Annotated in this window: 26 protein-coding genes; all 26 read left to right on the top strand. The window is 62.3% G+C overall.

The genetic code is table 11. The features are described from left to right. The first annotated feature begins 28 nt into the window (after nt 1-28). The 26 genes from spoVAC to der all read left to right on the top strand — a co-directional run bounded on the left by spoVAC (nt 29) and on the right by der (nt 25,339). Nucleotides 29-490, top strand: coding sequence for a stage V sporulation protein AC (gene spoVAC, locus NUW12_05685; protein MCR4402263.1), 462 nt, complete (start codon nt 29-31; stop codon nt 488-490). A gap of 20 nt (nt 491-510) precedes the next feature. Continuing rightward, nucleotides 511-1,521, top strand: a complete 1,011-nt coding sequence (gene spoVAD / locus NUW12_05680) for a stage V sporulation protein AD (GenBank protein ID MCR4402262.1) — start codon at nt 511-513, stop codon at nt 1,519-1,521. Between the two features lie 50 nt (nt 1,522-1,571). Further along, nucleotides 1,572-1,922: a stage V sporulation protein AE gene (gene spoVAE, locus NUW12_05675; GenBank protein ID MCR4402261.1), complete on the top strand. Its 351-nt coding sequence runs from the start codon at nt 1,572-1,574 to the stop codon at nt 1,920-1,922. A 15-nt stretch (nt 1,923-1,937) separates the two neighbouring features. Beyond that, nucleotides 1,938-2,504: a stage V sporulation protein AE gene (locus tag NUW12_05670; GenBank protein ID MCR4402260.1), complete on the top strand. Its 567-nt coding sequence runs from the start codon at nt 1,938-1,940 to the stop codon at nt 2,502-2,504. Between the two features lie 78 nt (nt 2,505-2,582). Further along, on the top strand, nt 2,583-3,617 hold the full coding sequence (locus NUW12_05665; protein ID MCR4402259.1) for an acyl-CoA dehydratase activase-related protein: 1,035 nt from the start codon (nt 2,583-2,585) through the stop codon (nt 3,615-3,617). Nucleotides 3,618-3,621: 4 nt separating this feature from the next. Further along, nucleotides 3,622-4,719, top strand: coding sequence for a CoA protein activase (locus tag NUW12_05660; protein MCR4402258.1), 1,098 nt, complete (start codon nt 3,622-3,624; stop codon nt 4,717-4,719). 26 nt (nt 4,720-4,745) lie between these two features. Next, nucleotides 4,746-5,705, top strand: coding sequence for an acyl-CoA dehydratase activase (locus NUW12_05655; protein ID MCR4402257.1), 960 nt, complete (start codon nt 4,746-4,748; stop codon nt 5,703-5,705). A 194-nt stretch (nt 5,706-5,899) separates the two neighbouring features. Continuing rightward, nucleotides 5,900-7,258, top strand: coding sequence for a diaminopimelate decarboxylase (gene lysA, locus NUW12_05650; GenBank protein ID MCR4402256.1), 1,359 nt, complete (start codon nt 5,900-5,902; stop codon nt 7,256-7,258). A gap of 149 nt (nt 7,259-7,407) precedes the next feature. Next, the gene (locus NUW12_05645) at nt 7,408-7,989 is read left to right on the top strand and encodes a site-2 protease family protein (protein MCR4402255.1); all 582 of its coding nucleotides are present in this window, start codon (nt 7,408-7,410) and stop codon (nt 7,987-7,989) included. A gap of 60 nt (nt 7,990-8,049) precedes the next feature. Next, the gene (gene trpS / locus NUW12_05640; GenBank protein MCR4402254.1) at nt 8,050-9,030 is read left to right on the top strand and encodes a tryptophan--tRNA ligase; all 981 of its coding nucleotides are present in this window, start codon (nt 8,050-8,052) and stop codon (nt 9,028-9,030) included. A gap of 5 nt (nt 9,031-9,035) precedes the next feature. Further along, the gene (locus NUW12_05635; GenBank protein ID MCR4402253.1) at nt 9,036-9,821 is read left to right on the top strand and encodes a segregation/condensation protein A; all 786 of its coding nucleotides are present in this window, start codon (nt 9,036-9,038) and stop codon (nt 9,819-9,821) included. Beyond that, complete coding sequence (gene scpB / locus NUW12_05630) at nt 9,811-10,404, top strand: SMC-Scp complex subunit ScpB (protein ID MCR4402252.1); 594 nt, start codon at nt 9,811-9,813, stop codon at nt 10,402-10,404. The genes NUW12_05635 and scpB overlap by 11 nt, the downstream gene beginning before the upstream one ends. Before the next feature lie 106 nt (nt 10,405-10,510). Further along, the gene (locus NUW12_05625) at nt 10,511-11,194 is read left to right on the top strand and encodes a hypothetical protein (GenBank protein MCR4402251.1); all 684 of its coding nucleotides are present in this window, start codon (nt 10,511-10,513) and stop codon (nt 11,192-11,194) included. Then, nucleotides 11,176-11,637: a GerW family sporulation protein gene (gene ytfJ / locus NUW12_05620; protein MCR4402250.1), complete on the top strand. Its 462-nt coding sequence runs from the start codon at nt 11,176-11,178 to the stop codon at nt 11,635-11,637. Before NUW12_05625 ends, ytfJ begins: the two co-directional genes overlap by 19 nt. A 159-nt stretch (nt 11,638-11,796) precedes the next feature. Further along, nucleotides 11,797-12,447: a TrkA family potassium uptake protein gene (locus NUW12_05615; protein MCR4402249.1), complete on the top strand. Its 651-nt coding sequence runs from the start codon at nt 11,797-11,799 to the stop codon at nt 12,445-12,447. Nucleotides 12,448-12,468: 21 nt separating this feature from the next. After that, a complete protein-coding gene (locus NUW12_05610; protein ID MCR4402248.1) occupies nt 12,469-13,290 on the top strand; it encodes an rRNA pseudouridine synthase in 822 nt (273 codons plus the stop codon). 116 nt (nt 13,291-13,406) lie between these two features. Then, nucleotides 13,407-14,675: an NAD(P)/FAD-dependent oxidoreductase gene (locus tag NUW12_05605; protein MCR4402247.1), complete on the top strand. Its 1,269-nt coding sequence runs from the start codon at nt 13,407-13,409 to the stop codon at nt 14,673-14,675. A gap of 234 nt (nt 14,676-14,909) precedes the next feature. After that, nucleotides 14,910-15,665 carry a (d)CMP kinase gene (gene cmk / locus NUW12_05600; GenBank protein MCR4402246.1) on the top strand — a complete coding sequence of 252 codons (756 nt, stop codon included), beginning with the start codon at nt 14,910-14,912 and terminating at the stop codon, nt 15,663-15,665. Continuing rightward, entirely contained in the window at nt 15,662-16,285 is a 624-nt protein-coding gene (locus tag NUW12_05595) for a 1-acyl-sn-glycerol-3-phosphate acyltransferase (protein ID MCR4402245.1), read from the top strand. The genes cmk and NUW12_05595 overlap by 4 nt, the downstream gene beginning before the upstream one ends. Before the next feature lie 27 nt (nt 16,286-16,312). Further along, nucleotides 16,313-18,685 carry a bifunctional 4-hydroxy-3-methylbut-2-enyl diphosphate reductase/30S ribosomal protein S1 gene (locus tag NUW12_05590; protein ID MCR4402244.1) on the top strand — a complete coding sequence of 791 codons (2,373 nt, stop codon included), beginning with the start codon at nt 16,313-16,315 and terminating at the stop codon, nt 18,683-18,685. Between the two features lie 274 nt (nt 18,686-18,959). Then, a complete protein-coding gene (locus NUW12_05585) occupies nt 18,960-19,709 on the top strand; it encodes a DUF1614 domain-containing protein (protein ID MCR4402243.1) in 750 nt (249 codons plus the stop codon). Beyond that, entirely contained in the window at nt 19,696-20,871 is a 1,176-nt protein-coding gene (locus NUW12_05580; GenBank protein MCR4402242.1) for a stage II sporulation protein P, read from the top strand. The genes NUW12_05585 and NUW12_05580 overlap by 14 nt, the downstream gene beginning before the upstream one ends. A 137-nt stretch (nt 20,872-21,008) precedes the next feature. After that, nucleotides 21,009-21,479 carry a DUF3189 family protein gene (locus NUW12_05575; protein ID MCR4402241.1) on the top strand — a complete coding sequence of 157 codons (471 nt, stop codon included), beginning with the start codon at nt 21,009-21,011 and terminating at the stop codon, nt 21,477-21,479. 177 nt (nt 21,480-21,656) lie between these two features. Further along, on the top strand, nt 21,657-22,562 hold the full coding sequence (locus NUW12_05570) for a peptidylprolyl isomerase (protein MCR4402240.1): 906 nt from the start codon (nt 21,657-21,659) through the stop codon (nt 22,560-22,562). Nucleotides 22,563-22,670: 108 nt separating this feature from the next. Further along, nucleotides 22,671-24,032 (top strand): DUF512 domain-containing protein, encoded by a 1,362-nt coding sequence (locus tag NUW12_05565; protein MCR4402239.1) that lies wholly within the window; start codon nt 22,671-22,673, stop codon nt 24,030-24,032. Then, the gene (gene der, locus NUW12_05560; protein ID MCR4402238.1) at nt 24,017-25,339 is read left to right on the top strand and encodes a ribosome biogenesis GTPase Der; all 1,323 of its coding nucleotides are present in this window, start codon (nt 24,017-24,019) and stop codon (nt 25,337-25,339) included. The genes NUW12_05565 and der overlap by 16 nt, the downstream gene beginning before the upstream one ends.

Genomic DNA, 25,339 nt, shown 5'->3' with positions numbered 1-25,339 from the left:
AAAGAAGCAGGTGGCGAACCTGCCCCACATGACCCAAGCATCGCAGGAGGAGAAGAGGCGGCAGCTTGCGTACAAAGAGCTCGTGCAGAGGAGAAAGCCGAGGCCGCGCTACCTGCGGAACTTGCTGGTGGCTTTCGTGGTGGGCGGCGCTATAGCCGTTATCGGACAGGTGGTCTTGACGTTCTTCATGTCCCGGGGCCTTGACCTCGATTCAGCGTCCGCTCCCACGCTCGCGGTGATGATCCTGGTGGGAGTGGTTGCTACAGGGCTCGGCGTCTACGATGAGCTTGGTGAGTTCGCGGGAGCGGGGGCCGCGGTGCCAATTACCGGGTTTGCCAACACCATAGTCGCCGCGGCCATCGATTTCAAACGCGAGGGGTGGGTTCTCGGCATGGGCGCGAAAATGTTCATAATAGCCGGTCCAGTCATTGTCTACGCCACGCTTGCTGGAGTCGCGGTTGCGCTCATCAAGTTCGTGGCCACGTCGTAATTGGGGGGAAGCCTTGAGCCGTGGCGGTGAAGAAGCTCGGGAAAAGCACCGTTGGCTTCGCAAACCCTCCCGTCATCGTGGGAACCGGGACGGTCGTTGGTCCTGTGGAGGGCAAGGGGCCGCTGGCCTCGGATTTCGACGTGGTCCTGCCGGACCACACGTACGGCGAGAAGACTCCCGAGAAGAGTGAGACAAAGATCTTGGAGCAGGCCGCGAAAACAGCCATCGAACGAGCGAAGATCGACAGGAACATGGTGGACTTCTACATGGCCGGCGACCTCCTCAACCAGATAATCTCCGCAGGATACTCCGCAAGGCAGCTCTCCATCCCGTACTTCGGCCTTTACGGCGCCTGTTCCACGTGTGCGATGAGCCTGGCCCTCGCGGGAATGGTGCTGGACGGCGGGTTTGCAGACTACGTTCTGGTCGCATGCTCCAGCCATTACCAGACGGCCGAACGTCAGTATAGGTACCCCATAGAGCTGAACGTCCAACGCAAGACGACATCGCAGTATACCGTGACGGGCGCGGGAGCGGCCTTGCTTGCATCCGCCGGCACCGGACCGAAGGTGACCCGGGCGACCGTCGGTAGGGTGGTGGACCTCGGACTGAAGGACGTGAACAACATGGGCGGCGCCATGGCGCCGGCTGCCGCTGACACGCTCCTGACACATCTGGCTGATACCGGTCTCAGTCCTAGGGATTACGATCTCATCCTCACGGGCGATCTCGGGTCATTTGGAAGCGAGATGCTCAAGGAGCTAGTTAAGGATAACGGTGTCGAGCTGGGGGGCAACTATGTGGACTGCGGACTCATGCTGTTCGACACGAGGACCCAGAAAGTCGGGGCCGGAGGCAGCGGGTGCGCGTGTTCGGCTGTGGTGACGTTCGGCCACGTCCTGAGGGAAATGCAGAGGGGCACGTACAAGAACGTGCTCCTCATCGCGACGGGGGCTCTCATGAGCCCGCTCAGTTGTCAGCAGGGTGAGTCCATACCTTGCGTCGCGCATGCCGTCGTGATCGAGGCGTGAAGAGGGGGGTCGATCCGCGGCACGTAGGATTCGAGAACGGAGGTGAAGCTGTGACCTACCTGTACGCTTTTCTCGTGGGAGGCGCGATATGCGCGATAGGCCAGCTCATCCTGGATTTTACGAACCTCACCCCCGGTCACATGTTGGTCATCTTGACGGTTGCGGGGGCGATAGCCGGGGGGCTCGACCTGTACCAGCCGTTGATCAAGTTCGCGGGAGCGGGCGCCATCACTCCGGTTTCCGGGTTCGGCGCGTCCATCGCTAGAGGGGCTTTGATGGAGGCTAAGAGGACGGGGCTCATCGGGCTCTTCACCGGAGTGTTCGAGTACACAGGGATGGGCATAGCCGTGGCGGTGTTCTTCGGCGCGCTGGTTGCGCTCGTCGCCAGTCCGAAAACGTGAGGATGTGATGGCTGATTGGCGAGGAAGAAAGTGATCGTGGTGACTGACGGAGACGGCAGGGCGAAAGCAGCTGTGCGACAAGCTGCCCGCAACCTCGGCTTGCACTGCATCGAGAGGTCCGCCGGGACTCCCACGCATGCAGGCGGCCGAGAGCTTGCAGCCATGGCGAAACAGGCTCCAGTGGAGCCGGTGATAGTCATGTTCGACGACCGAGGGAAGAGGGGCAAGGGTCCCGGTGAAAAGGCGCTCGAGGACTTCGCGCGCGACGCGGGGATCGAGATAGTGGGCGCAGTCGCGGTGGCGTCCAACACAAAGGCCGACAAGTCGGTCACGGTGGACGAATCAGTCACGAAAGAGGGGGAGGTGACCGCAGGGCCGGTGGGGAAATCCGGTGCGCCCGAACCTCCCGGCCACGAGCAGCTGGAAGGAGACACGGTCGGGATCCTGTCCCGCCTTCAGATCCCGAAGATCGTAGGCATAGGCGACCTCGGCAAGATGGATACCCAGGATGCGGTGGAGAAGGGTGCCCTCATCACGACAAGAGCCATCCGAGAGATCCTCGAGCACCAGGGGATGGTATGAAGCCTTCTCGGCCTCTGAAGGAGACCGCAGTGATTTGTCAAAGGAGAGAAGGCTGGTGAAGGCAGGTGGCATGTCGCTGTGGGAGAGGTAGTGGGGATCCCCCGTGCCCTTCTCTACTACCATTACTACCCCATGTGGAAGGTCTTCTTCGAGTCGTTGGGGGCTAGCGTCGTTACCTCCGGTGAGACCACCAGAGCGGTACTGGACGCCGGCGCGAGGGTCGCGGTGGACGAAGCTTGCCTGCCCATCAAGGTGTTCCATGGGCACGTGCTCGCCCTCGCCGGCAACTGCGACTACGTGTTCGTCCCCAGGCTCGTGTCGGTGGAGAGACGGGCCTTCATTTGCCCGAAGTTCATGGGCCTGCCCGATATGGTGCGCTGCAACTGCCCCGGCATCCCCAATCTCATCGACTCGTGCGTGAATCTGAGCAAGAGCACCAGGGGGTACGTTCGCGCCGTGTACTCCGCGGGCCGTGTGTTCACCGGGAACACGCTCAGGATCTTGGCCGCGCACACCAAGGCGAAGGCTGCGTTGGCGACATACACGCGGTACCTCGAGAGCGGCATGACTCCGGACGAGGCGCTCGCTCTCATGGGCATGACGAACTCGCGCGACGCGTCTGCGCGTGGGGGCGTGGCCGCGGCGTCCTCCCCGCTAGGGGCGGCACGGAACCCGGGCAAAGGGCAGGATGGCGTGGCGATCGGGCTCGTCGGGCACCCCTACGTCGTCTACGACCCGTTCGTAAGCATGGGTGTCATTCGGAGACTCCGAGAGATGGGGGCGATCGTCGTGACGTCGGACATGGTTCCGGCGTCCACGATCGAGAGTGAGGCCTCGAGATTTCCGAGGAGAGTGTTCTGGACGCTCGGCAGAAGGCTCCTCGGCGCGGGGTTTTACTTCCTGGGGTCTGGAGCGGTCCATGGGTGCCTCCACATGAGGGCGTTCGCGTGCGGTCCGGAGTCGCTCATCGGTGAGATCCTGGAGCGGGAGGCGGCGCGGCACAGGGACGTGCCATTTGCGACCATCACCGTTGATGAGCACACGGGAGAAGCCGGAGTCCTCACGAGACTGGAGGCGTTCTTCGACGTGGTCACGCGCAGGAAGAAGCGGTGAATCCATGAAGGTCACCTTCGCGCACATGGGCAACTTGTACATCACTGTAAAAGCGCTGCTGGAAGACCTCGGGGTGGAGGTGGTGGTGCCTCCCATGCCGAGCAAGCGCACTCTCTCCATAGGCTCGCGCCACTCGCCCGAATTCGCGTGCCTGCCACTCAAGGTGAACATCGGGAACTACATAGAAGCCCTGGAGCTCGGGGCCGACACCATCGCTATGGCGGGGGGCGTGGGGCCTTGCAGGTTCGGCTTGTACGGGGAGGTGCAGAGGGAGATTCTGAAAGGTCTTGGGTACGAGTTCGACATGGTCATCATCGACCCTCCCCAAGGAAGGTTACGACGAGTCCTGCAGCAGGTCGGGCGGCTCGTGGGGCGGAACTCCGTGGGCAGGTACCTGCGAGCCGTAAGGCTGGCTTGGGCCAAGATGACCGCGGTGGACGAACTCGAGAAGCTGGCGCAGCGCGTCCGGCCGTTCGAGAGCCGGCGTGGTGAGGCGAGCGCCGCGCTCGAGCGTGCGCTGAGGCTGGTCGATGAGGCGTCGAGCATCGCTGGCGTGAAAGGAGCTCTCGAAGACGGGCGGGAGGCGCTCCTAGACGTGAAGGCACCTGGAGGCGGTGCTCACAGCGCTCCGAGGATAGGTGTAGTGGGCGAAGTGTACGTCGTCCTCGAGCCCTTCGTCAACTTCGATGTCGAGCGCAGGCTCGGAGAGATGGGGGTTCTAGTGGAGAGGTCCATATACATAGGCGATTGGGTCAGAGAGCATGTCTTCAAGGACTTGCTCCGGCTGCGAAAGGGCAGGAGGCCGTATGACCTCGCGAAGCCGTACCTCTGTCACTTCGTGGGGGGACACGGAATCGAAACCGTGGGACACACCGTCGAGTACGCCCACCGGAGGTTCGACGGGGTAATCCAGCTCGCGCCGTTCACGTGCATGCCCGAGATAGTTGCGCAGGACGTGCTCCCGTCCGTCTCTCGAGACATGGGCATTCCAGTGATGACACTGATCTTCGACGAGCATTCCTCGGATGCCGGGGTGCTCACGCGCCTCGAGGCGTTCGTGGATCTCGTCGAGAGATCGCGGAGCCGGCGTGACGCCATGTGAGCCATGGTGGGGAGGTGAGTTCGCTCGTGGCACGAAAGGCGTACCTGGGAGTCGACGTCGGATCGGTCAGCACGAACCTTGTCCTCCTGAGCGAAGAGGGTGAAGTGATCGAGAAACTGTACCTCCGTACCAGGGGAGAGCCCATCGCGGTCATTCAGAGAGGAATGAGAATGCTGGCCACGGCGTTCTCGGGTGTGGACGTCGCGGGTGTCGGGACCACGGGGAGCGGCAGGAGGCTTGCGGCGGTGATCCTGGGGGCTGATTGCGTCAAGAACGAGATAACGGCGCACGCGGTCGCCTCCGCACGGTTCGTCCCGGAGGTGCGCACGGTCATCGAGATCGGAGGGCAGGATTCCAAGATCATCATCTTGCGCGACGGCATGGTGCTCGACTTCGCCATGAACACGGTGTGCGCGGCCGGCACAGGCTCGTTCCTGGACCAGCAGGCTGCGAGGCTCGGGGTGCCCATCGAGAGGTTCGGGGAGCTCGCTCTCACGTCAAAGACACCCGTAAGGATAGCGGGAAGGTGCGCTGTGTTCGCGGAGTCGGACATGATTCACAAGCAGCAGATGGGCCACAGGATAGAAGACATCGTCGCCGGCCTTTGCGAAGCCCTGGTGCGCAATTACCTCAGCAACGTGGGGAAGGGCAAGGACATCCGCCCACCTGTCGTGTTCCAGGGCGGGGTCGCCGCGAACGCAGGGATGAGAGCGGCTTTCGAGAAGGCCCTCGGGACAGCTGTGGCCGTGCCAGAACACTACAACGTAATGGGCGCCATCGGGGCCGCTTTGTTGGCGATGGAGGAAATGGAGTGCCGGAACGAGCCGTCTCGTTTCCGCGGCCTCCAGGCTCTCGACATGGACTACTCAGCCTCCAGCTTCGAGTGTAGGGGCTGTCCCAACCTCTGTGAGGTAGTGAACATCAAGATGGGCCGCGAAGTCATCGCAAGGTGGGGCTCCCGCTGCGGGCGATGGGACTGTCTCTAGGAGTCGGAACAAGGAGCGCGCCGCAAGCATAAGCTTGCATCGTGGGAGGGGGTGTGCTTCAGGCTCTGATCCTTCTCGCCGCGCCCGCTCGGAGGCCGCTTCTCGTTTTCTTGACCCGTCCCAGCGTGCGTGCTATTATGGAGAAAACCACGGCCCGTCGACTCAACCTGTGTGCGAATGGGAGCGGAGAACGAGTGGATTTGCGTGGGACGATGAGGATCACCGACGACGGAAGACTGGAGATCGGCGGGTGCGCTTGTGACCGGCTGGCGAAGGACTTCGGCACCCCGTTGTACGTCATGGATGAAGACGAGATCCGGGCGAGGTGCCGCGAGATGGCGGGGGTGCTTGCCCGCGCGTATCCGAATACGTTCGTGGCATACGCGAGCAAGGCGTTTTCCACGCTGGCCATGTGCAGGCTCGTCCACCAGGAGGGTTTGGGGCTGGACGTGGCGTCAGGGGGCGAGCTGTACACGGCGCTCCAGGCGGGGTTTCCTCCCGCGCGCGTCCTCTTTCACGGAAACAACAAGTCCCTTGACGAGATTGAGATGGGCGTCCGCGCAGGTGTTTTGAGATTCGTGGTGGACAACTTGTCGGAGCTGGACCTCATCGAGGACGTTGCGCGCAGGTTCATGAGGAGGGTACACGTTCAGATCCGCCTCACACCCGGCATCGATGCTCACACTCACGACTACATACGCACGGGGCAGCTCGACTCGAAATTCGGTCTGGGAATTGAGAACGGCCAGGCCATGGCGGCCGTGAAAAGGGCGCACGCGAGCGAGTTCCTGATCCTCGAGGGCCTGCACTGTCACATCGGCTCGCAGATACTGTCCGTGAAGCCCTTCGCGATGGCGGCTGCGATCGTCATGGACTTTGCCGCTGAAGTGAAGAAGGCCACGGGCTACTCAGTTCGAGAGGTGAACCTCGGGGGTGGGCTCGGGGTGAGGTACACCTCCGGGGATGAGAGGGTTCCGCTTGGGAAGTACGCCTCCGTGATCTCCAAGGTCGTTCGGGAGAAGTGCCTCGCGCACGGGTTGGAGCCACCTCGGTTGATGGTGGAGCCCGGACGCTACATCGTGGGCGAGGCGGGCACGACGCTCTACACGGTGGGCTCCGTGAAAGAGATCCCCGGTGTTCGCAAGTACGTGACAGTGGACGGCGGACTTGCCGATAACCCCAGAGTGGCGCTATATAAGGCGTGTTACGAGGCAGTCTCGGTGACGAGACCGCTCTCGCCTCCTGAGGAAAGAGTCTCAATTGCGGGCAGACACTGCGAATCGGGGGACATGCTCATACGAGACATATTCCTTCCGCGCCTCAAGACGGGCGATATCCTGGCTGTGCTGAGCACGGGGGCGTACAACTACTCAATGTCGAGCAACTACAACAGATACCCCAGGCCCGCGGTCGTCTTCGTGAGGGCAGGAGTGGCTGACGTAGTGGTCGCGAGAGAGGCATACCAGGACGTGGCTGCGCGCGATCGAATCCCGGCCAGGCTGGAGCTAGCAGACGATGCCTCACCGTACCTGAGCAGTGTGGGTACCGCTTGAGCGGCCCCGAGTGAGCGGCCCCCAAGAGAGACCCTCAAGAGAAGCGGAGGCCACCGGTTCTGCCCGGCAGGAAACCGGCGACCAGCCGGAGTATTGCCCAATCATGATACGCGCGGGGGGAATGGACGCTGGATCTCGCTGCCATCCTGGTGACGCTGCCGATAATACTCTTGTCCCTGACCGTTCACGAATGCGCCCATGCCGCGATGGCGAACGCTCTGGGCGACCCGACCGCGAGGTGGCAAGGGAGGCTGACGCTCAATCCCCTGGCCCACCTGGACGTATTCGGGACCCTCACGCTCATCCTCACCCAACGATTCGGGTGGGCCAAGCCTGTCCCGGTCAATCCCGCGTATTTCAAGGACTGGAGACGCGGGATGATGCTGGTTGGCGTGGCTGGGCCCCTCGCCAACGTGGCCCTGGCTTTCCTGTTGGCGATACCTTTGAGAATGGGGATCGCAATGCCCTATGCCCTGGGGCGGCTGGTCGTCTCGGGGATCATCATAAACCTTGGTCTAGCGGCGTTTAACTTGATACCCGTTCCTCCGCTGGATGGCTCGAGGCTGTTGCTTGGGGTGCTCCGCGGCAGGAATCTCTATGTTTACCATCAACTAGAGTCTTATGGTCCATTCATTCTCCTGCTTCTCGTATTCAGCGGCGCGACGAGGATAATCGTGGCTCCGATAATGAGTCTACTGGCGCTGCTGGTGCTCGGACAGAGGCTGTTTTGAGTCCGGTTGACGGCAGGCGCGGCACGGCGGCGGACGAGGGATGATGGAGGGGATGCGTGTATGGCGAAACCAAGGATATTCAGTGGCATGCGACCCACCGGGAAGTTGCACTTGGGAAACCTCTTCGGTGCCCTCGTGAATTGGGTCAGGCTTCAAGATGAGTACGATTGCGTGTACGGAGTCGTGGACTGGCACGCATTGACCACGGCATACGAGGACACGAGCGAGATCAAGTCGAATACCAGGGAAATCGTGATGGATTACCTCGCTGCCGGGATAGACCCGGAGAAGAGCGTAATCATGCGGCAGTCCGACGTCAAACAGCACGCCGAGCTATCTTTGCTGTTCTCAATGATCACGCCGCTGTCTTGGCTTGAGCGTTGCCCCACGTACAAGGATCAGCTTCGCGAGCTCGAGGGACGGGAGATAATGACCCACGGGTTCCTGGGGTACCCAGTCTTGATGGCGGCAGACATCCTCGTGTACAAGGCCGACGCGGTGCCGGTCGGCGAGGATCAGCTGCCTCATTTGGAGCTTGCTCGGGAGATCGCCAGGCGGTTCAACTTCCTGTATGGTCCCGTGTTCCCTGAGCCGCAGGCCAAGCTGAACGAGGTCGTCCTACTTCCGGGCACCGACGGACGGAAAATGAGCAAGAGCTACAACAATGTCATAGAGATGTCGGCCAGCGCTGGCGAGGTGCGCAAGGCCATAGAGAACATGATCACGGATCCTGCCAGGATACGGCGGCAAGATCCTGGGCATCCCGGTGTGTGCTCAGTGCACGCGCTCCACAGGGTGTTCTCGCGCACGATGATAGACCACATAACCCGGGAGTGTGAGAACGCAGGCATAGGGTGCGTGGAGTGCAAGAGGCGACTGGCGGACGCGGTGAACGAGTTCCTCGAGCCCATCCGGGAACGCAGACGCGTGTTGGAAAGAGATCCAAGTCTGGTGGACGACATTCTATCTGATGGGGCGAGGCGGGCGCGTGCGATCGCCGAGGCGACCCTGGAGGAAGTCAGGAAGGCGATGCGGATTTGACCACCATGCAGGTGAACATCCCAGGCTTTTCAGGCACGCTCGAGGATCTTGCCAGGGCAGTGGAGAGAGGGGACGTCGACGCCCTGTCAGTTTCGGTTTACGAGGTCATCCAAACCTGCTTTGAGGAACTCGAGCGCTCGGGAAAGCCTGGTCTAGAAGATGTGGGCGGGCTGCTTGCGGCGGCGAGCAACCTGATCGCCGCGAAGGCGAAAGCCCTCCTACCACCGGAGCCGCAGGCAGGCGAATCGCAAGCAGAGTCCGGCGAAAACGAGGGGGCTGCCTGGGATACCGACAGTGGTGGAGCAGAGGGGGGCCGGGAGGACGGAGATACCGCACTCATAGCACACCTGATGGAGTACCGCGTTTTCAAAGAAGCGGTCGAGGAGCTTGCTAGGCGCGATGAAGCGTGGCGCCTGGTGTACCTTCGCGACTCTCTCCCGTCCGAAGCATGCAGCGCGCGCCTTAGCGGGGGAGTAAGCCTTTCCGACCTCGTTCAAGCGCTCCGAAGGGTGCTCGAAGGAGTCTCGGAGGACGAGTTCACCGCACTACCTGAGGACGACCTCTCGATAGAGGACAAGATGGACGCCATCCTCGCCCGGCTCCATCGCAACGGCAGGCTCGTGTTCCGCGAGCTCTTCGAAGGCGCAGCCATAACCCGTTCCGAGGTGATAGCGGTATTCCTTGCGCTCTTGGAGCTAATAAGGCTTGCCAAGGCGGTTGTGCGGCAGGATGCTCATTTCGGGGACATCCTGATAATGCCAGCGACCGGAGGCTCTGATCATGGAGTATAGGGAAGCCAGAGCCGCCATCGAGGCGATGGTGTTCGCGTCGCCTCGTCCGGTCACCGCGCGTGAGATGGGGGAAATACTCGGGATCGACGTTCGTACGGCTGACGCCATCGTGGACGACCTCAGGAGGGAGTATGACGAGAAGAATCGCGGGATGCAGATCGTATTCGTGGCGGGCGGTTATCAGATGGCGACCAGGCCCGCGCACGCCGACTACATAGCCAGGCTGAACGTCGGGACCCGGCAGGCGCTTTCCAAACCTGCTCTCGAGACGGTGGCCATGATAGCCTATAAGCAGCCCATCACCAGGGCCGAGCTGGAAGCCATCCGCGGCGTGAGAGTCGACGGCGTGCTCAACACGTTGATCGAGCGCGGGTTGGTGCGACCGGTCGGCCGCAAGAAGGCGCCTGGACGGCCGGTCTTGTACGGAACCACTCCGGAGTTCCTTCGCTGGTTCGGCCTGGCATCCCTTGACGACCTCCCACCGATCGAAGGAGACGTGGCAACGCTCCCGGGCTTCGGGCTCAGGTCCACAGCCAGGCGGTCGCCTGATCAAAGGGTTCTCCGACGGGCTTCCAGGGAATAATAGCGTTTGGGCGCAATGGATTGCGGTCTGGGAGGACGGCCGGAGCGCCCGTGACCTTTCCGATACTTCAACCTGCCGCGCAGATGCGAGGGCGGAGGCGACCGAGTTGCGCTGGGCTGTCATCGTCTTAGCCTTTATCCCGGGCATCGCCGCGCTCATACTCATCCTCGCAATGCTTCCGCTGAAGGTGTCGGTCCGTTTCGTCAGAACTGCTGGTCGCAACATCATCCGCGTGTGGGTGGGCGTCCTGTCGGGCCTCGTGTGGCTTAGTGTCTATCGGAGTGCTTCACGCGTCGAGGACACGAGCGGCGGGGAGGTGACAGGGGTAGGCGAAGACCTGACGTCGGTCTTGGCGGAATGGGTGTCGCGTTTGTGGGCGCGCTCCCGGGCCCTTGGGGGGTCGGGCGGCGCCCGCGTCCAACAAGGGCCGCGCCGCTGGCGTGATGTGAGAGGGCGCATAGGGCGCTTCCTTTTCTCTGCGTTGAGGTCTACGGGCCTGGACGTCAAGATGCTTCGAATCCGTGTGGAGCTCGGGTCCGGGGAGGCCGCGACGAGCGCCATCGGCGTGGGACTGACTTACGCGCTCGTCAATGCCTGCCTCGCCGCATGTCCCGTGCCTCTCAGGTTCGCTGCGGGAAAACCCGAGATAGCGATCACGCCTCGCTACGACCGCGCTGGGCTCGACGTCGCCGTGGACTGCATAGTGGCTCTCACGCCAGGTTATATTATCCTACAGGGTATACAGAACAGGCGCAGGAGGCGACGTGTGTCATGCCCGACCACCCGATAGAGGCGCTCATGAAGACGACCATGGACAGCATAAAGGAGATGGTCGACGTCAACACCATCCTGGGGGATCCCGTGGAAACCCCGGACGGGACGGTCATCCTGCCGGTATCGCGAGTGACCTTTGGGTTTGCCGCAGGCGGTAGCGAGTTTCAAGCGGCAGGCGGCGGCGCCTTGGGCCATGCCAAGGGGGCCACGGAGAATGGAGAGGAGGCCCTTCCGTTCGGCGGCGGGGCGGGAGCCGGGATAACCGTGCAGCCAGTGGCCTTCCTCGTGGTAGGGCAGGGACAGATCCGCGCGTTGCCTGTTGACGGGGGAGCCATCATCGACAGGCTCATCGACGTCGTGCCCTCCCTCTTGGGACAAATGTCCGCAAGAAGGCGCCAGAGCCCACCTGCCTCTGAGGTCTCCGCGCAGAGGCCGAACGTTCAGGGCGGGGTCCAGTGAGCCCTCCTCCTTTTCCTCAACTTGCATTCTCCTTGGCTGTGCAGTAGAATCTTCCTGAAGGCAGGGAACCTTTCCGCTGGAGGGTTGGCGGGCGCACCGCTGCTCCGTGTGCTTCGCCTGCCCGCCGATTACTGTACAGCCTGAACGGAGATGATATCTGTGCGTCAATTCGCAGTGATCGGTCTTGGGAAATTCGGCACGAGCGTGGCCAGGGCTCTCAGCAAGATGGGTCACGAGGTTCTTGCCATCGATGTAGACCCTGACAAGGTGCAACACGTCGCCGATGACGTGACCCACGCGGTACAGGCAGATGCCACCGATGAAGAGGCTCTCCGGGCGCTGGGGATCCGCAACGTGGACGTCGCGGTCGTGACGGTGGGCCACGACATCAGGTCGAGCATACTAGCGTGCATGATACTGAAGGAGATCGGAGTCGGGCAGGTGGTCGCCAAGGCCACAGACGAGCTTCACGGGAGACTGCTCGAGAAACTGGGCGTTGATCGCGTGGTGTACCCAGAGCGGGACATGGGAGTCAGACTGGCCAACAGCCTGGGTTCATCCAATATCCTGGAATACATCGAGCTGTCTCCTGACTACGGAGTGGCGGAGATCGTGGCGACCGAGGAATTCGAGGACAAGACCCTGAGAGAGCTGAACCTTCGAACTCGCTTCGGAGCAAACGTGGTGGCCATTCGCAGCGGCGACACCGTGAAGGTCTCCCCGGGAGCGGATGACCGGGTCCGCGAGGGGGACGTTCTCGTGATCCTCGGCTCAGTCGAGAGCCTGGATAGGCTGAAGAAGATGAGGTAACCACGGCCGGTGGGTCTTGCCATGGAGAGGCTTCAGAGGGTGCTCGCGCGGGCGGGAGTTGCTTCAAGAAGGCACAGTGCCGACATCATCAGGCAGGGCCGCGTGCAAGTGGACGGCGTGGTGATTCGCGAGCCGGGGGCGAGGGTGGACCCGTCCCGCGCCAAGGTCAGTGTCGACGGAAGACCCATCACCATCGATGACTCCAGAGTGTACTATCTGCTCAATAAACCTGCCGGCTACATCAGCACGGCTCGGGATCCTCAAGGTCGCCCAACCGTGCTCGACCTCGTCCCGCGCGACCGTCACAGACTCTTCCCCGTGGGCCGGCTGGACTTCGACACCGAAGGCCTTATCCTTCTTACGAATGACGGAGACGCGGCGTACGCCCTTACTCATCCCGCGTTCGAGGTGCCCAAGACTTACATAGCGCAAGTGCGGGGCGTGCCGGGCGAACGTGCGCTCGAGGCGCTCAGAGGCGGGGTGAGGCTTGGAGACGTGGTTACATCGCCCGCGCGAGTTAGGTTGCTGAGAAGCGACTCCACGTCAGCCGTGATAGAGGTCGAGATTCACGAAGGTAGGAAGCGCGAGGTTCGGAACATGCTCGCCGCCGTGGGCCACCCGGTGCTGCACTTGAGAAGGACCCGCCTCGGGAGGCTCGTCTTGGGCGACCTGAAAGTCGGGTCGTGGAGGCGGCTAACCCCTGACGAGGTTCGATGGGTGCAGACCCTTGCGGCGAAAGCGGCGGGACGCGCAGGGCGTTCCAAAGGCCCTGGCAGCGGCGACCAGCGCCAGGCGCCGGTGGCGGCAGAGGATGAAGATGGAACTGAGTGGGAAGGATATTGACGCTTTGTGCAGAATAGTGTGGCGTGCGAAACCAGGGCCCCAGGCGACCGAGGGCCCCAAAGATAGAGTGCGAGGTCTGCTGAGAGTTGAGCATGAAGTCTGGCGGAGGACGACGCGTGGTCGTGATAGGAGGCGGGCCTGCCGGGCTCATGGCCGCGATTGCGGCGGCAGGAAAGGGCGCGAGGGTTACGTTGCTCGAACGGAACCCAGAGGTTGGGCGCAAACTCCTCCTCACCGGTGGGGGCAGGTGTAACTTCACTCACGACACCGATGTTCAGGGCCTTGTGGCCGGGATGCCGGGCAACGGCGAGTTCCTCTACTCCGCCTTCTCCGCGCTGGACTCGTCAAGACTGAGGAGATTCTTCTCAGACTTGGGCGTCGAGAGCGTGGTGGAAGGGGATGGGAGAGTCTTCCCATTCTCTGGGGTGGGAAGGGACGTTTTGACCGCCTTGGTGACGTGCGCCCGAAAGAAGGGCGTCGAGATGAGATGCCTCTGGGAGGCGGACCGAATCTTGGCGGATGACGGTCGAGTTCTGGGAGTCGTCGCGGGCAGGGTGCCGATGAGCCCCGGGCTCGTGTCGTGCGATGCGGTGGTGGTCGCAACGGGCGGGGTGACGCACCCGATGACTGGGTCCACCGGCGACGGCTACCGCATGGCGAGAGAGCTCGGCCACACGATAGTGGAGCCCAGAGCGTCCTTGGTTCCTCTTGAGACAGAGGAGCCGTGGGTCGCGAGCCTTGCCGGTCTCGCGCTGAGAGACGTCAGGGTGGAGTCGTTTGTGGCGGAGCAGTCTTTGGGCGCGGAATTCGGGGGCATGCTCTTCACGCATTTCGGGGTGTCCGGGCCGGTGGTCCATGCTCTGTCAAGGGACATAGCTCTGGCCCTCGAGCGCGGGGAAGGCCCCGCGCGTCTCGTGATAGACCTCAAGCCGGGGCTTACCCTGGCTGAGATAGACAGGGAGCTGCTTGAGGCTTTTGACCGTCACTTTCGTCGCCGGGTTCCGAACTCACTTGTCGAGTTCATGCCGGCGAGGCTCATCTCCGTGCTGGTCCGCGAGGCGCACATAGACGGGACGAAGCCGGTTTCGCAGGTGACGCGCGAAGAAAGGCTTGCACTGGGGCGCGTCATCAAAGGACTCGTCCTCACTATCAAAGGAACGCGGCCGATTGAGGAAGCGATGGTCACAGCGGGAGGAGTGAGCGTGAACGAGATAGACCCGCACACCATGGGATCCAAGCTGGTGTCGGGGCTGTATTTCGCTGGGGAAGTGATGGACGTAGACGGCACCACAGGCGGTTTCAACCTCCAAGCAGCGTTCTCCACGGGTTTCCTGGCAGGGCTGTCCGCCGCCATGGGAGAGGCGGTGTTTCGCGATGTCCGGTAGCGGCTCTTCCTCACGGGATGAGAGTCTCCTGGTCCGCCTCGAGCGGGCCTTCTGGCTAGCTTTCCTGGTGCTCTTGACGCTTGTCGTCGTCGCACAGGCTGCTCTGCTCACGGAGCGGGGAAGGGGCCGAATCAGCCGAGCGGATCGTCTCGAGGGGGTAGCGCTGCGGATACACGAGGTCGCGCGATGAATTAGGTGGCAATTCAGTGTGGAAGAAGAGGAATAAAGGAACGCATGTCGAATAAGGCAGAAGCTAGAATGAAGCGCCCTGTGATCGCCATCGACGGCCCGGCCGGCGCGGGGAAGAGCACTGTGGCGAGGGCTATCGCCGCCATGTTCGGGCTCCGCTACGTCAGCACCGGCCATTTCTATCGGGCCGTCGCGCTCAAGGCTTTGCGTCTCGGGGTGGACGTAAGATCGAGCGAAGCCCTAACGACGCTTGCAAAGTCATGCGACATTGCCATACGCGTGAATGCTCTCGGTGAGTCGCGCACGCTCCTCGACGGCGAGGACGTCACCGAAAGCCTCATGTCTTCAGAAGTTGACGCGTGTGTGTCCGAAGTGGCGCTTGTCCCAGGGGTGAGGCTGGCGCTGCTCGAGCGGCAAAGGTCGCTTTCGCGCGAGGGTGGCGTAGTCATGGATGGGAGGGATATCGGCACGGTCGTGGCGCCCGACGCCGACGTGAAGGTATTCCTCGTTGCCACGCTCGAGGAAAGGGTCCGGCGACGGGTCGCCCAGGCTCGAGAACGCGGATGTAGGAGCAGTCGCGTGGCTGTGGCGGAAGGGGTTGCGCATCGCGACCGGTTGGACAGCGAGCGTGAAATAGCGCCGCTGTGCCCTGCGCCCGACGCGGTGGTCATCGACACCACCGGCAAGACCCCCGAGGAGACGATCGCCGAAGTCGCTCGGCTGGTCGAGAGCGCGACAGGTCAACGCATGCACTCGCCGGCTTCGTCGCGTGCCAAGGAGGAGCGAGCTTGTTCTACGTGATAGTTCGGGCGATCTTGCGGGTGGTCCTCAAGATCGCTTTTCAGACGCGGGTCGATGGTGACGACAACGTACCCTCGGAAGGGCCAGTGATACTGGTGGCCAACCACCTGAGCATGCTTGACCCAATAGTCCTAGGGTGCGCGATAGCGAGACCAGTCAGGTTCATGGCTAAGCACGAGCTTTTCTCGAACCGGTTCTTTGCGTGGATCCTGTCCAGCTTGGGCGCGTTTCCCGTAAGGCGTGGGCAGGCTGACAAGGAGGCGTTCCACAGGGCTGTCGAGATCCTCCTCAAGGGGCAGGTGCTTGGCGTGTTTCCTGAGGGCACCCGAAGCCTCACGGGACGCCTTCAGGCGCCGTACTCTGGGGCGGTGGTGCTTGCGGAGAAGGTGGGCGCCCCAATCGTCCCCGTCGGTATCGTCGGCACGGATAAGATCCTTCGAAAGGGAGCTGTGCTGCCGAGGCCAGGGAGGATATCGGTGAGGGTGGGCAAGCCGATATTCCCGCCTAGCTGCTGTCAAGGACAGGGACGGGAGGCAGGGAGAGAGAGCGTCGACCTGAAGAGCCTCATGATGCAGCACATAGCGGAGCTCATCGCGGGAGGCGCGCAGGCGGCGAGATAATGTTGGTCCTTCTGCGGGAGATACTAAATGGAAGGAAATGACGGGCTTCGCATCGCCCTGAGCAAGCGGACGGGGTTCTGTTACGGGGTCCGCCGCGCAGTGGGAATAGCAGAAGAAGCGGGCTCGAAGGGACGGGCGTTCACGATCGGACCACTCGTCCACAACCCGCTCGTGGTGGAGAAGTTGAGGGAGAAGGGCGTTGCGCCGGTCGCGGGGCTCGATGAGATCAAAGAAGGGATCCTCATAGTACCGTCTCACGGGCTGCCGCCGGATCTGCTGAAAGAGGCGGAGAGACGTGGACTCGAGGTAGTCCACGCGACGTGTCCCAATGTCGGCCGCACTCAGCGGCTCGTTGCGGACTTGAAGCGTGATGGTTACCAGGTTTTTATCGTCGGAGACGATGGACATTCAGAGGTCGCAGGCCTCGTCGGGTTCGCGGGAGGCGACGCCCGCGTCGTGAGATCTGCCGAGGATGTCCTCTCCGGCCCTGTGAGACCCAGGGTAGGTGTCGTCTGTCAGACCACCCAAACGATTGAGGCGTTTCGCCAGGTGCTTGCCGCCCTAGCTTTGCGGGCGAAGGAACTCGTGGCCTACAATACAATCTGCAACGCGACAGAGGAGAGGCAACAGGCTGCGCGCGAGCTTGCACGGTCAGTGGATGCCATGATCGTGGTGGGCGGGCGAGCCAGCGCGAACACGCGTAGACTCGCTGAGATCTGTGAGGCCGAAGGGGCGAAGGTGTATTGGATAGAGGCCGTGCCCGATGTGGACTCTCTGGATCTCTCCGGCGTGAGATCGGTGGGGATTGCGGCGGGGGCATCGACGCCGAATTGGGTTATCGAGGAGGTCATGGAGAGGATGAGCGTACTGGGCGAAGACAAGAAGAATGAACGGGAGGAACCAATGGTCGCACAAGGTGACGAGAAAGGCCCGAGGACGGGCGGCTGCGAGGGCGAAGACGGCTGCTGCCAGGGGCGCGATTGCTGCACCGGAGGCGGCGAGGGGGAAGCCGCCCTCGGGGGGGAGCAGAGAGCGCAGAACGCTCCCGATGATGCGTCCGCGGCTCCAGAGAGCTCACGTGCTATGTCAGGCGCAGCCGAAGAACCGAACGGGCCGGCTGGTTCGGCGGGGGCGGCGACAGAGTCGGGGACTGAGTCGGCTCCGCATGCTTCCCGACCGGCGAGGGAGCAGTCCGGTGGTGAGGCCCGGGGTGAGGGGGAGCCCCGCGGAACGTCGAGAGAGACGGCCCATGCGGACGGCGAGCAGATGCCCGAGGGATCAGAGATATCCGAGGGAGACATCGTCAGGGGCACGGTCGTGGCAGTACACCCCGACGAGGTCCTTGTGAATATCGGTTTGAAGTCCGAAGGGGTTGTGCCGAGGTCGGAGATATCGAGGAGACCGGTTCAGTCCTGCCTTGAGGTCGTTCGGGAGGGGCAGGAGATAGACGTTCTCGTTGAGAGGCTTGAGGACAAGGAAGGCAGGCCGCGTCTATCCAAGAGGAAGGCCGACACCGAGCGGGCCTGGGAGACGGTGCAGAGAGCGCTCGACAGCGGTGAGATCTTGGAGGGCGAGGTCACTGACGTCGTCAAGGGCGGTGTAGTGGTGGATGTCGGTCTGAGGGGCTTTGTCCCGGCGTCGCACGCGAGCCGCCGTCCCATGGCGGACCTTTCACCCCTCGTGGGTCAGACCCTGCGTATGAAGGTGCTCGAGGCCGACCGGGCAAAGAGGAACGTCGTGCTTTCCGCCCGTCTAGTGCAGGAGCAGGAGGCGGCGGAGGCGAAAGCGAGGGTGCTCGATTCGCTTCAAGAAGGCGAGATCGTGGACGGCATCGTCAGGCGAGTCGTGAACTTCGGGGCCTTCGTGGACATTGGAGAAGGCGTCGAAGGGCTGCTGCATGTGTCCGACATGGCATGGACGAGGACGACCGATCCCCGTGACGTGGTGCATGAAGGCGATCACATAAGGGTGAAGGTTCTCTCGGTGGACAGGGAACGCGAGAGGATTTCGCTGGGGCTCAAACAGACCCTGCAGGATCCGTGGGAGGACATAACCTCGCGCTATCCCGTCGGAAGCATTGTGACCGGCAAGGTCACGAAGCTGGCAGATTTCGGCGCTTTCGTGGAGCTCGAACCCGGGATCGAGGGACTCATCCATATATCCCAGCTTGCAGAGAGACGGGTGTCACGTCCTGACGAGGTCGTGAAACCCGGGGATGAAGTGTCCGTTAAGGTCATAAGCGTGAGGCCGCGGGATCATCGCATCGGTCTGAGCCTGAGAGAGGCGCAGGCTGAGGGAGACAGGCAGGCGTTCAAGAAATACGCCGACAAGGAGGAGGAGTCCGGGCCAACCCTCGGAGACGTGTTCGGGGATCTGCTGAAGAACTCGAGGGAGGAATAGCCGACTCTCCGTCTTGTTCATCTCAGGGAAGTCGGTGACGTATCGCAAGAGCGGAAGGTCACCAGGCGACCACGAGCAGGTGGCCATCGATTGGACGCATGGCCGGCGGCAGGATGAAGCCGCCGGCCCTTTCGTTGCGAATAAGCCTCGGAGTTTCAGGTTACGCTACCTTCCAGAGTGTGGCAGAGTGGCCGCAGGTTCGTGCGCGTACGACGGCGCGTGAACGTAGGACGGCGAGAAAGTTGCGCACCGGGAAGGGAGGCGGCGGCAGGACATGACCGTAGGACTCGTCCTCTTGCTTGGCACCAGCATCTTGATCTTCCTCGGGGTGACCCACCGAGTCCTGGACAGAATGCACCTCACTGACAGGCAAGCCCTCGCGGCACTCGGGCTGATGCTCGTCGGGAGTTTCGTTGACGTGCCTGTTTGGCGCGGTGTCCAGTCCGTGACCATCAGCCTTGGGGGGGCGGTTGTACCCATCGTGCTTGCTGTGTACGTTCTGGCGCGTGCCGACACTCCCACGGAGACAGGGAGGGGTATAGCCGCGACCGTCATAACAGGTGTCGCGCTTTTCGCCCTCACCAAGGTCTTCTCCTTCGAGGAGGGCCGCGCCATTATAGACCCTCTGTACGCATTCGGGCTAGTGGCGGGTGTCGTCGCGTATCTTGCGGGGAGATCGAGAAGGGCGGCGTTTGCCGGGGCGGTGTTGGGCGTGGTGCTTCTCGATGTGGCTCATCTCGTGGAGGTGACGTCCAGACGCATGCCGGCCACCGTGCACTTGGGTGGAGCGGGAGTGTTCGACGCTGTGGTGATCGCGGCGGTGGTGGCGGTGGGCCTCGCTGAGGTATTCGGAGAGGCCATGGAGAGGGTTCAGGGTGGACCTGTCCCCAACGTCCGCCGAAGAATGCGGGTGGATTCGCCCCTGCCTTCGGAAGGTCCGCAACCGCGAGCGGACGAGGAGCGCTCCAAGGGTACGCTCGCGCGCGCGGACGACTCAGGGAGGGATGAGAGTGACCAGGTCTGACGTGGGTCTGAATGCTCACGGAGCCAGCCGACGACGAAGACTCGCGGCGGCAATTGCGATGCTGGCGAGCGCAGTCGCCGTGGCCATGGTGACCCTCTCGCTTCCCGCACTGGCTCACGAGGAACGCGGCGAGGGTTACTACACGGTGGTGGACGAAGAGAAGCGGGAGATCTTCATGACTGCCATCATGGTCGCTCCAGGCGACATCTTCATCGCCGAGGACGATCGAGCGTACGAGATCACCCTCGTTCAAGGGGACATCGCCCACGCTGTGCTCGTAGGAACCCTGGGGCTTGACGAGGAGCGCGGCAGTGGAGCTCAGGGGCTGCTGGAGCGCGCGTTTTCAACGGCCGTTTCCGCACTGCGCAGCGTGTTCCTGGCCCAGGGCGAGCAGGGCCGGGGCAGGACGGTCGTGCTGTACAACACGCACAGCGACGAGTCGTACGAGCCAACGAGCGGGACGCCCACCAAGGACTGGGGCGATGTGTACAAGGTCGCGGCCGCGTTCGAGCGGGCTCTTGAGAAGCAAGGCTTTCGGGTGGTAAGGTCGACGGACAACCATAACCCTCACGACGGGGGCGCGTACGCCAGGTCCAGGAGAACATTGGCCCAGCTCATGAAGGAGAATCCTATAGCGGCCTTCGACATCCACAGGGACGCTGTGCCTCCGCAGGCGTACAGGGCGACCGTGGCGGGCGAGGACGTCACCAAGATCACACTTGTGGTTGGCCAGCAGAACCAAACGAGGGGCCAGAACATCCAATTCGCCAAGACGCTCAAGGCCGAAGCCGACCGCCGAGCGCCTGGACTCATCAAGGGCATATTGTGGGCGCAAGGCGACTATAACCAGGACATGCTGGGTCGCTCCGTGATCATTGAGGTCGGCGCGCACACCAACAGACTTGACCAAGCCGAGAGAGCGGTCAACCTGTTTGCTTCGTCCGTGGGCCAGGTGCTGGGCGTCGCGGCGCCCGGGGTCGGGGCCGTGAGGGGCGGCGTGGGGCGCGCCCTAATCTGGATGGTTGGCCTTGTGGTCGTGGGTGGGGGAGCCTACCTCGTCGCAAACTCCGATAACTGGAGGAAGATCAGGACCCGGCTCGCGGGGGTGGGGGCGCGAGGGTTGCTCAACCTCATAGGCCTTCGCCGGAAGAGGAAGCCATGATCTTCCCCCGTCTCGTAGTGCTCGGTTCCGCCCGCAGGCCGTGTGCAAGTCGCCCGCACGCTAGCGCGGTCTACCTCGGTCCGGGACCTTCCATGTGACGCCAGCCCCGCCCGGCCGATGACGGAGGATGCCCCCGGATGAAAGTCATCTACCATTGTTATGGAAGCTCACACTCGTCCGTCGTAGCGGCAGCCATTCACCTCGGGTGGCTGCCTTCTGATAGAGTACCCGAGCCGTGCGAGATGCTGGCGTTGCCGCACTACGACAAGACCACTCCGGACCAGATCGGCACTTGCTTCTTGATGGGGATTGACGAGGCAGGAAGGGAAGTGTACATCATCGGAATGGGCGCGGCCAAAGGCGTGGTGAAGCGGGCGGTGGAGAGCATCTTCCGTATCTGCGGAGTATCACGGGACGAATACCTCCTGGTGGACACCTTGCCGGAGGTCGGACTCGTTACCAGGATCGGCGGCGTCCTGTCGAGAGCTGTGGGGCTGATAGGGGTGGGACGCCCCCTCACCATTTGGGGGATGAGGCGTTCGTACCCGAAGTTCGTGCGGCTAGTGCAAGATGTCAAGCGGCGTCTTTCCGGTATCTCCGGACAGTGACCCCAGAGTGACGTTCGACGAAGCGCGCCTCTCCAGGCCCTCCGCATCCCACTGCGCGCGGCCCGCGTCCCACTGCAGCCGCGTCCCACTGCAGTTGACACCCCAAAGGGGGTGTGGTACACTGATTTCGTCCTTGTGATGCCCGGAGAGGGCGAGCCGAAAGGAGAGGAACCAGGGGTGAAGAGCAAGAGACCGCTAACCGTCGTGATTGCCGTTGTGGTCGTTGGCCTCGTGGCCATCGGCGCCGCGTGGACATACTCCGATCTCAGGGCCGTCGCGAAAGTCAACTCTGCAGCCATTACTTGGAAGGAGTTTCATTCGGCGCTGGAAAAGCAATCGGGTAGGCAGCTTCTCGCTCAAATGATCAGGGAGGAGCTCATCACGCAGGGAGCTGCCAAGTACGGCATCCAGGTGACTGATGAGGACGTGGCTGCCGAGATCGACGATCTCAAGGCGCAGTTTGGCTCGGACGCGAGTCTGGAGCAGGCACTGTCACAGTATGGGATGACCATGGACGACCTGCGACACCAGATCAAGATCAACCTCTTGCTCGAGGCGATCGCGTCGAAGGACGTGACGGTGGGCGACGATGAGGTGAAGAAGTACTACGACGAACACAAAGAGGATTTCAAGGAGCCCGAAGAGGTGAAGGCCCGGCACATCCTGGTCAAGGACGAGAAGACCGCGAACGAGATACGGAAGGAACTGGCTGGTGGCGCGGACTTCGCGGAGCTCGCCAAGGCGAAGTCGGAGGATCCTGGCTCCAAGGACAAAGGCGGAGACCTTGGCTACTTCCAGAGGGGAGCCATGGATCCTGCGTTCGAGAAGGTGGCTTTTGAGCTGAAGATAGGTGAGACGAGCGGTCCAGTGAAGTCCTCCTTCGGGTATCACATCATAAGGGTCGAGGACAAGAAGCCTGAGCGTGTTCCCTCACTCGAGGAAGTCCGCGACGAGGTCGTGAAGCAGGTCACGCGAGAGAAAGCGAAGCCTGCGTCGACGGTGATCAGCGAGCTCAAGGACGCGGCGCAGATCAAGATAAATGACAAGGCTCTCCAGGATGCCTTGTACGAAGTCGTATACTAGGCTGAAGTAGAGGGGTAGGTTGTGATCGCTGTCTCGAGAGCGTCGTTCGAGGAGGGCATGAGTCCCTCCTCTTCTTGTAGCTCTTCTCTGAAAACACGCCGCAGGACCATGCCGGCGAGCTCGTCGCGTGGTGCCGTTGTCTCCCGAGTAGAGGCGGGAAGCATTGCCGATGAGGCTGGCATCGTGCCAGGTGACAGGCTCGTAGCCGTGAACGGCAGACAGGTGCGGGACGTGCTCGAGTACAGGTTCCTTTGCGCTGATGAGGAGCTTTCGTTGGAGTTCGAGAAGTCCGACGGCGAAGTGCTCGTGGTCGAGGTGGCGAAGGACTTCGATGAGTCCTGCGGACTCGAGTTCACCGACGCCATCTTCGATGGGGTGCGGCGGTGTCGTAATCGTTGCGTCTTCTGTTTCGTGGACCAGCTTCCTCGCGGGGTGCGCAGGACTCTTCGGCTGAAGGACGACGACTTCAGGCTTTCATTCATGACTGGAAGCTACATTACGCTGACGAACTTCACTGAGGAAGATTACGCCCGCGTGGCCTCAATGAGGTTGTCTCCACTCTACGTGTCCGTACACTCCACGAACCCCGCCACGCGCGGGCGGCTCCTCGGTAGGAAGAGACAGTGTGACGTCATGAGAAGCCTGGCAAGGCTGGTGGAAGCGGGGATCGTAATCCATACCCAAGTGGTCCTCTGCCCAGGGCTGAACGATGGCTCTGATCTCGAGGGGACCGTACGCGATCTTCGGTCCCTTTTCCCGGGCGTGAGGTCGTGTGCAGTGGTTCCGGTGGGGCTTACGAGACACAGGCGAGGGCTTCCCAGAGTCGCTCCGGTCCTGAAGGAAGACGCCGCCCGGGTGATCGCGGACGTGGAGAGGTGGCAGAGGGAATCGCTGGAAGTGTGCTCCTACAGGTTCGTGTTCGCCTCCGACGAGCTCTATCTCCGCGCCGGACGCGCCGTACCAGGACGCGAGGCTTATGAGGACTTTCCGCAAATAGAGAACGGAGTTGGCCTGTTGCGGGAGTTCATCGACCATCTCGACGCGCTGAAAGCGAGCGGACGGCTGCCTGAAGAGGTCAATACTCCGACGAGGCTGGTCGTCGTGACGGGTGAAGACGCATACGCGGTGGTGGGTGAGGCATGCAGACTCCTTGAGCGCGTGAGGGGTCTATCTTGCCGAACGCTTCTCGTCAAGAACGCGTTTTTCGGGCCGGGCGTGAGGGCAGCAGGCCTATTGACCGGACGCGACATCGCAAGAACCTATCTTCTGGCGGTCGGCCGAGGAAAGTGTGACGCCGTGGTGATCCCGAGCGTGTCCCTGAAGGCCGACGAACCCAGGTTTCTGGACGACATGACAGTCAACGAGCTGCAACGTGAGTGCGGAGTGCCCGTTGAAGTCGTTTCGCCAGATCCTGCTTCACTCGCAGTGTGCGCGTTGAGGAGAGGTGGCTGCGCATGGGAGCCCCAGTAGTCGCCATCGTCGGCCGGCCGAACGTGGGGAAGTCCGCTCTCTTCAACAGGATCGTCGGGACACAGCACGCGATAGTCGAGGAGACTCCGGGAGTGACGCGTGACCGCATATGCGCCGACGTCGAGTGGCGCGGGCGCAAGTTCATCTTGGTAGACACGGGTGGCATAGAGCCCTCGGAGAGTGGAGATCCGATTCAGGACATGACTACTGCGCAGGCCAGGGTGGCCATCGAAGAGGCGGATCTCGTCCTGTTCCTAGTCGATACCAAGTCCGGCTTGATTCCGCAAGACGCGGAGATAGCCGACTTGCTCAGGCGATCCGGTCGTCCCGTGATCCTGGTGGCAAGCAAGGCGGAAGGAGCACGTCGCGAGGACTATCTGGAATTCTTCGCCCTTGGATTTGGATGTCCCGTGCCGATCTCGTCAGTACACGGCACGGGGATAGGAGACCTCCTCGATGCGGTCCTCGTGCATTTGGGCGAAAGCCAAGATAGGGGCGAGGACCTGGAAACCGAGGAAGCGGTGAGGATCGCCGTGGTAGGCAGGCCCAATGTGGGCAAGTCCTCGCTGGTCAACGCCATCCTCGGGACGGAGAGGTCCATCGTGAGCGCCGAGCCCGGGACGACGAGGGACGCAGTGGATACGCCATTTGAGTGGCGCGGCCGCAGGTTCGTCATCATAGATACCGCGGGGTTGCGCAGGAAGACGAGAGTGCACAGCGCGATCGAGCGCTACAGCGCCCTTCGGGCGGAAAGAGCGATCCGCGGATGCGACGTGGCGCTCGTCGTACTGGATGCGTCGGAGGGGCCGGCCGCCCAGGACGTGAGGATAGCTGGTCTGGCGGACGAAGCAGGACGCGCCTCGGTGATCGTCCTCAACAAGTGGGACCTCGTGAGCAAGGAGGAGGGAGCGAGGGCCAGACTGGAGAGGGCTATCGACTCGGATCTCGCTTTCCTTTCGTACGCCTACCGAGTGTTTGTGTCCGCTCTGACTGGCGCGGGGATCCAACGGCTGATGCTTGCCGTTGAGAAGGCTGCGGCCGCCCATGCCCGCAGGGTTGCTACGTCCGCGCTGAACGAGGTGATCGAGGAAGCGCAGATGAGGGTCGAGCCACCGCACGATAGAGGGCGTCAGCTCAAGATCTTCTATGGAACCCAGGTGGGGACCAGGCCGCCTGAGTTCTCGTTGTTCGTGAACGATCCCGATTTGGTCCACTTCTCGTATGAGCGTTACCTCGAGAACAGGCTTCGTGAGGCCTTCGATTTCGAGGGCACCCCGGTGAGGCTCAGGTTCCGCCGGAGAGGCTAG

Source organism: Bacillota bacterium (assembly GCA_024653485.1).
In the GTDB taxonomy this organism is placed as follows: Bacteria; Bacillota; SHA-98; order UBA4971; family UBA4971; genus UBA6256.
Note: the sequence above shows the minus strand (reverse complement) of the source record. Positions and strands in the feature narration are given on the sequence as shown.

Bases quoted from the DNA above. Each gene is read 5' to 3' on its own strand.
- spoVAC (MCR4402263.1), top strand. From the start codon at position 29: ATGACCCAAGCATCGCAGGAGGAGAAGAGGCGGCAGCTTGCGTACAAA.
- NUW12_05660 (MCR4402258.1), top strand. From the start codon at position 3,622: ATGAAGGTCACCTTCGCGCACATGGGCAACTTGTACATCACTGTAAAA.
- trpS (MCR4402254.1), top strand. From the start codon at position 8,050: ATGGCGAAACCAAGGATATTCAGTGGCATGCGACCCACCGGGAAGTTG.
- NUW12_05635 (MCR4402253.1), top strand. From the start codon at position 9,036: ATGCAGGTGAACATCCCAGGCTTTTCAGGCACGCTCGAGGATCTTGCC.
- scpB (MCR4402252.1), top strand. From the start codon at position 9,811: ATGGAGTATAGGGAAGCCAGAGCCGCCATCGAGGCGATGGTGTTCGCG.
- ytfJ (MCR4402250.1), top strand. From the start codon at position 11,176: ATGCCCGACCACCCGATAGAGGCGCTCATGAAGACGACCATGGACAGC.
- NUW12_05610 (MCR4402248.1), top strand. From the start codon at position 12,469: ATGGAGAGGCTTCAGAGGGTGCTCGCGCGGGCGGGAGTTGCTTCAAGA.
- cmk (MCR4402246.1), top strand. From the start codon at position 14,910: ATGTCGAATAAGGCAGAAGCTAGAATGAAGCGCCCTGTGATCGCCATC.
- NUW12_05590 (MCR4402244.1), top strand. From the start codon at position 16,313: ATGGAAGGAAATGACGGGCTTCGCATCGCCCTGAGCAAGCGGACGGGG.
- NUW12_05585 (MCR4402243.1), top strand. From the start codon at position 18,960: ATGACCGTAGGACTCGTCCTCTTGCTTGGCACCAGCATCTTGATCTTC.
- NUW12_05575 (MCR4402241.1), top strand. From the start codon at position 21,009: ATGAAAGTCATCTACCATTGTTATGGAAGCTCACACTCGTCCGTCGTA.
- NUW12_05565 (MCR4402239.1), top strand. From the start codon at position 22,671: ATGCCGGCGAGCTCGTCGCGTGGTGCCGTTGTCTCCCGAGTAGAGGCG.
- der (MCR4402238.1), top strand. From the start codon at position 24,017: ATGGGAGCCCCAGTAGTCGCCATCGTCGGCCGGCCGAACGTGGGGAAG.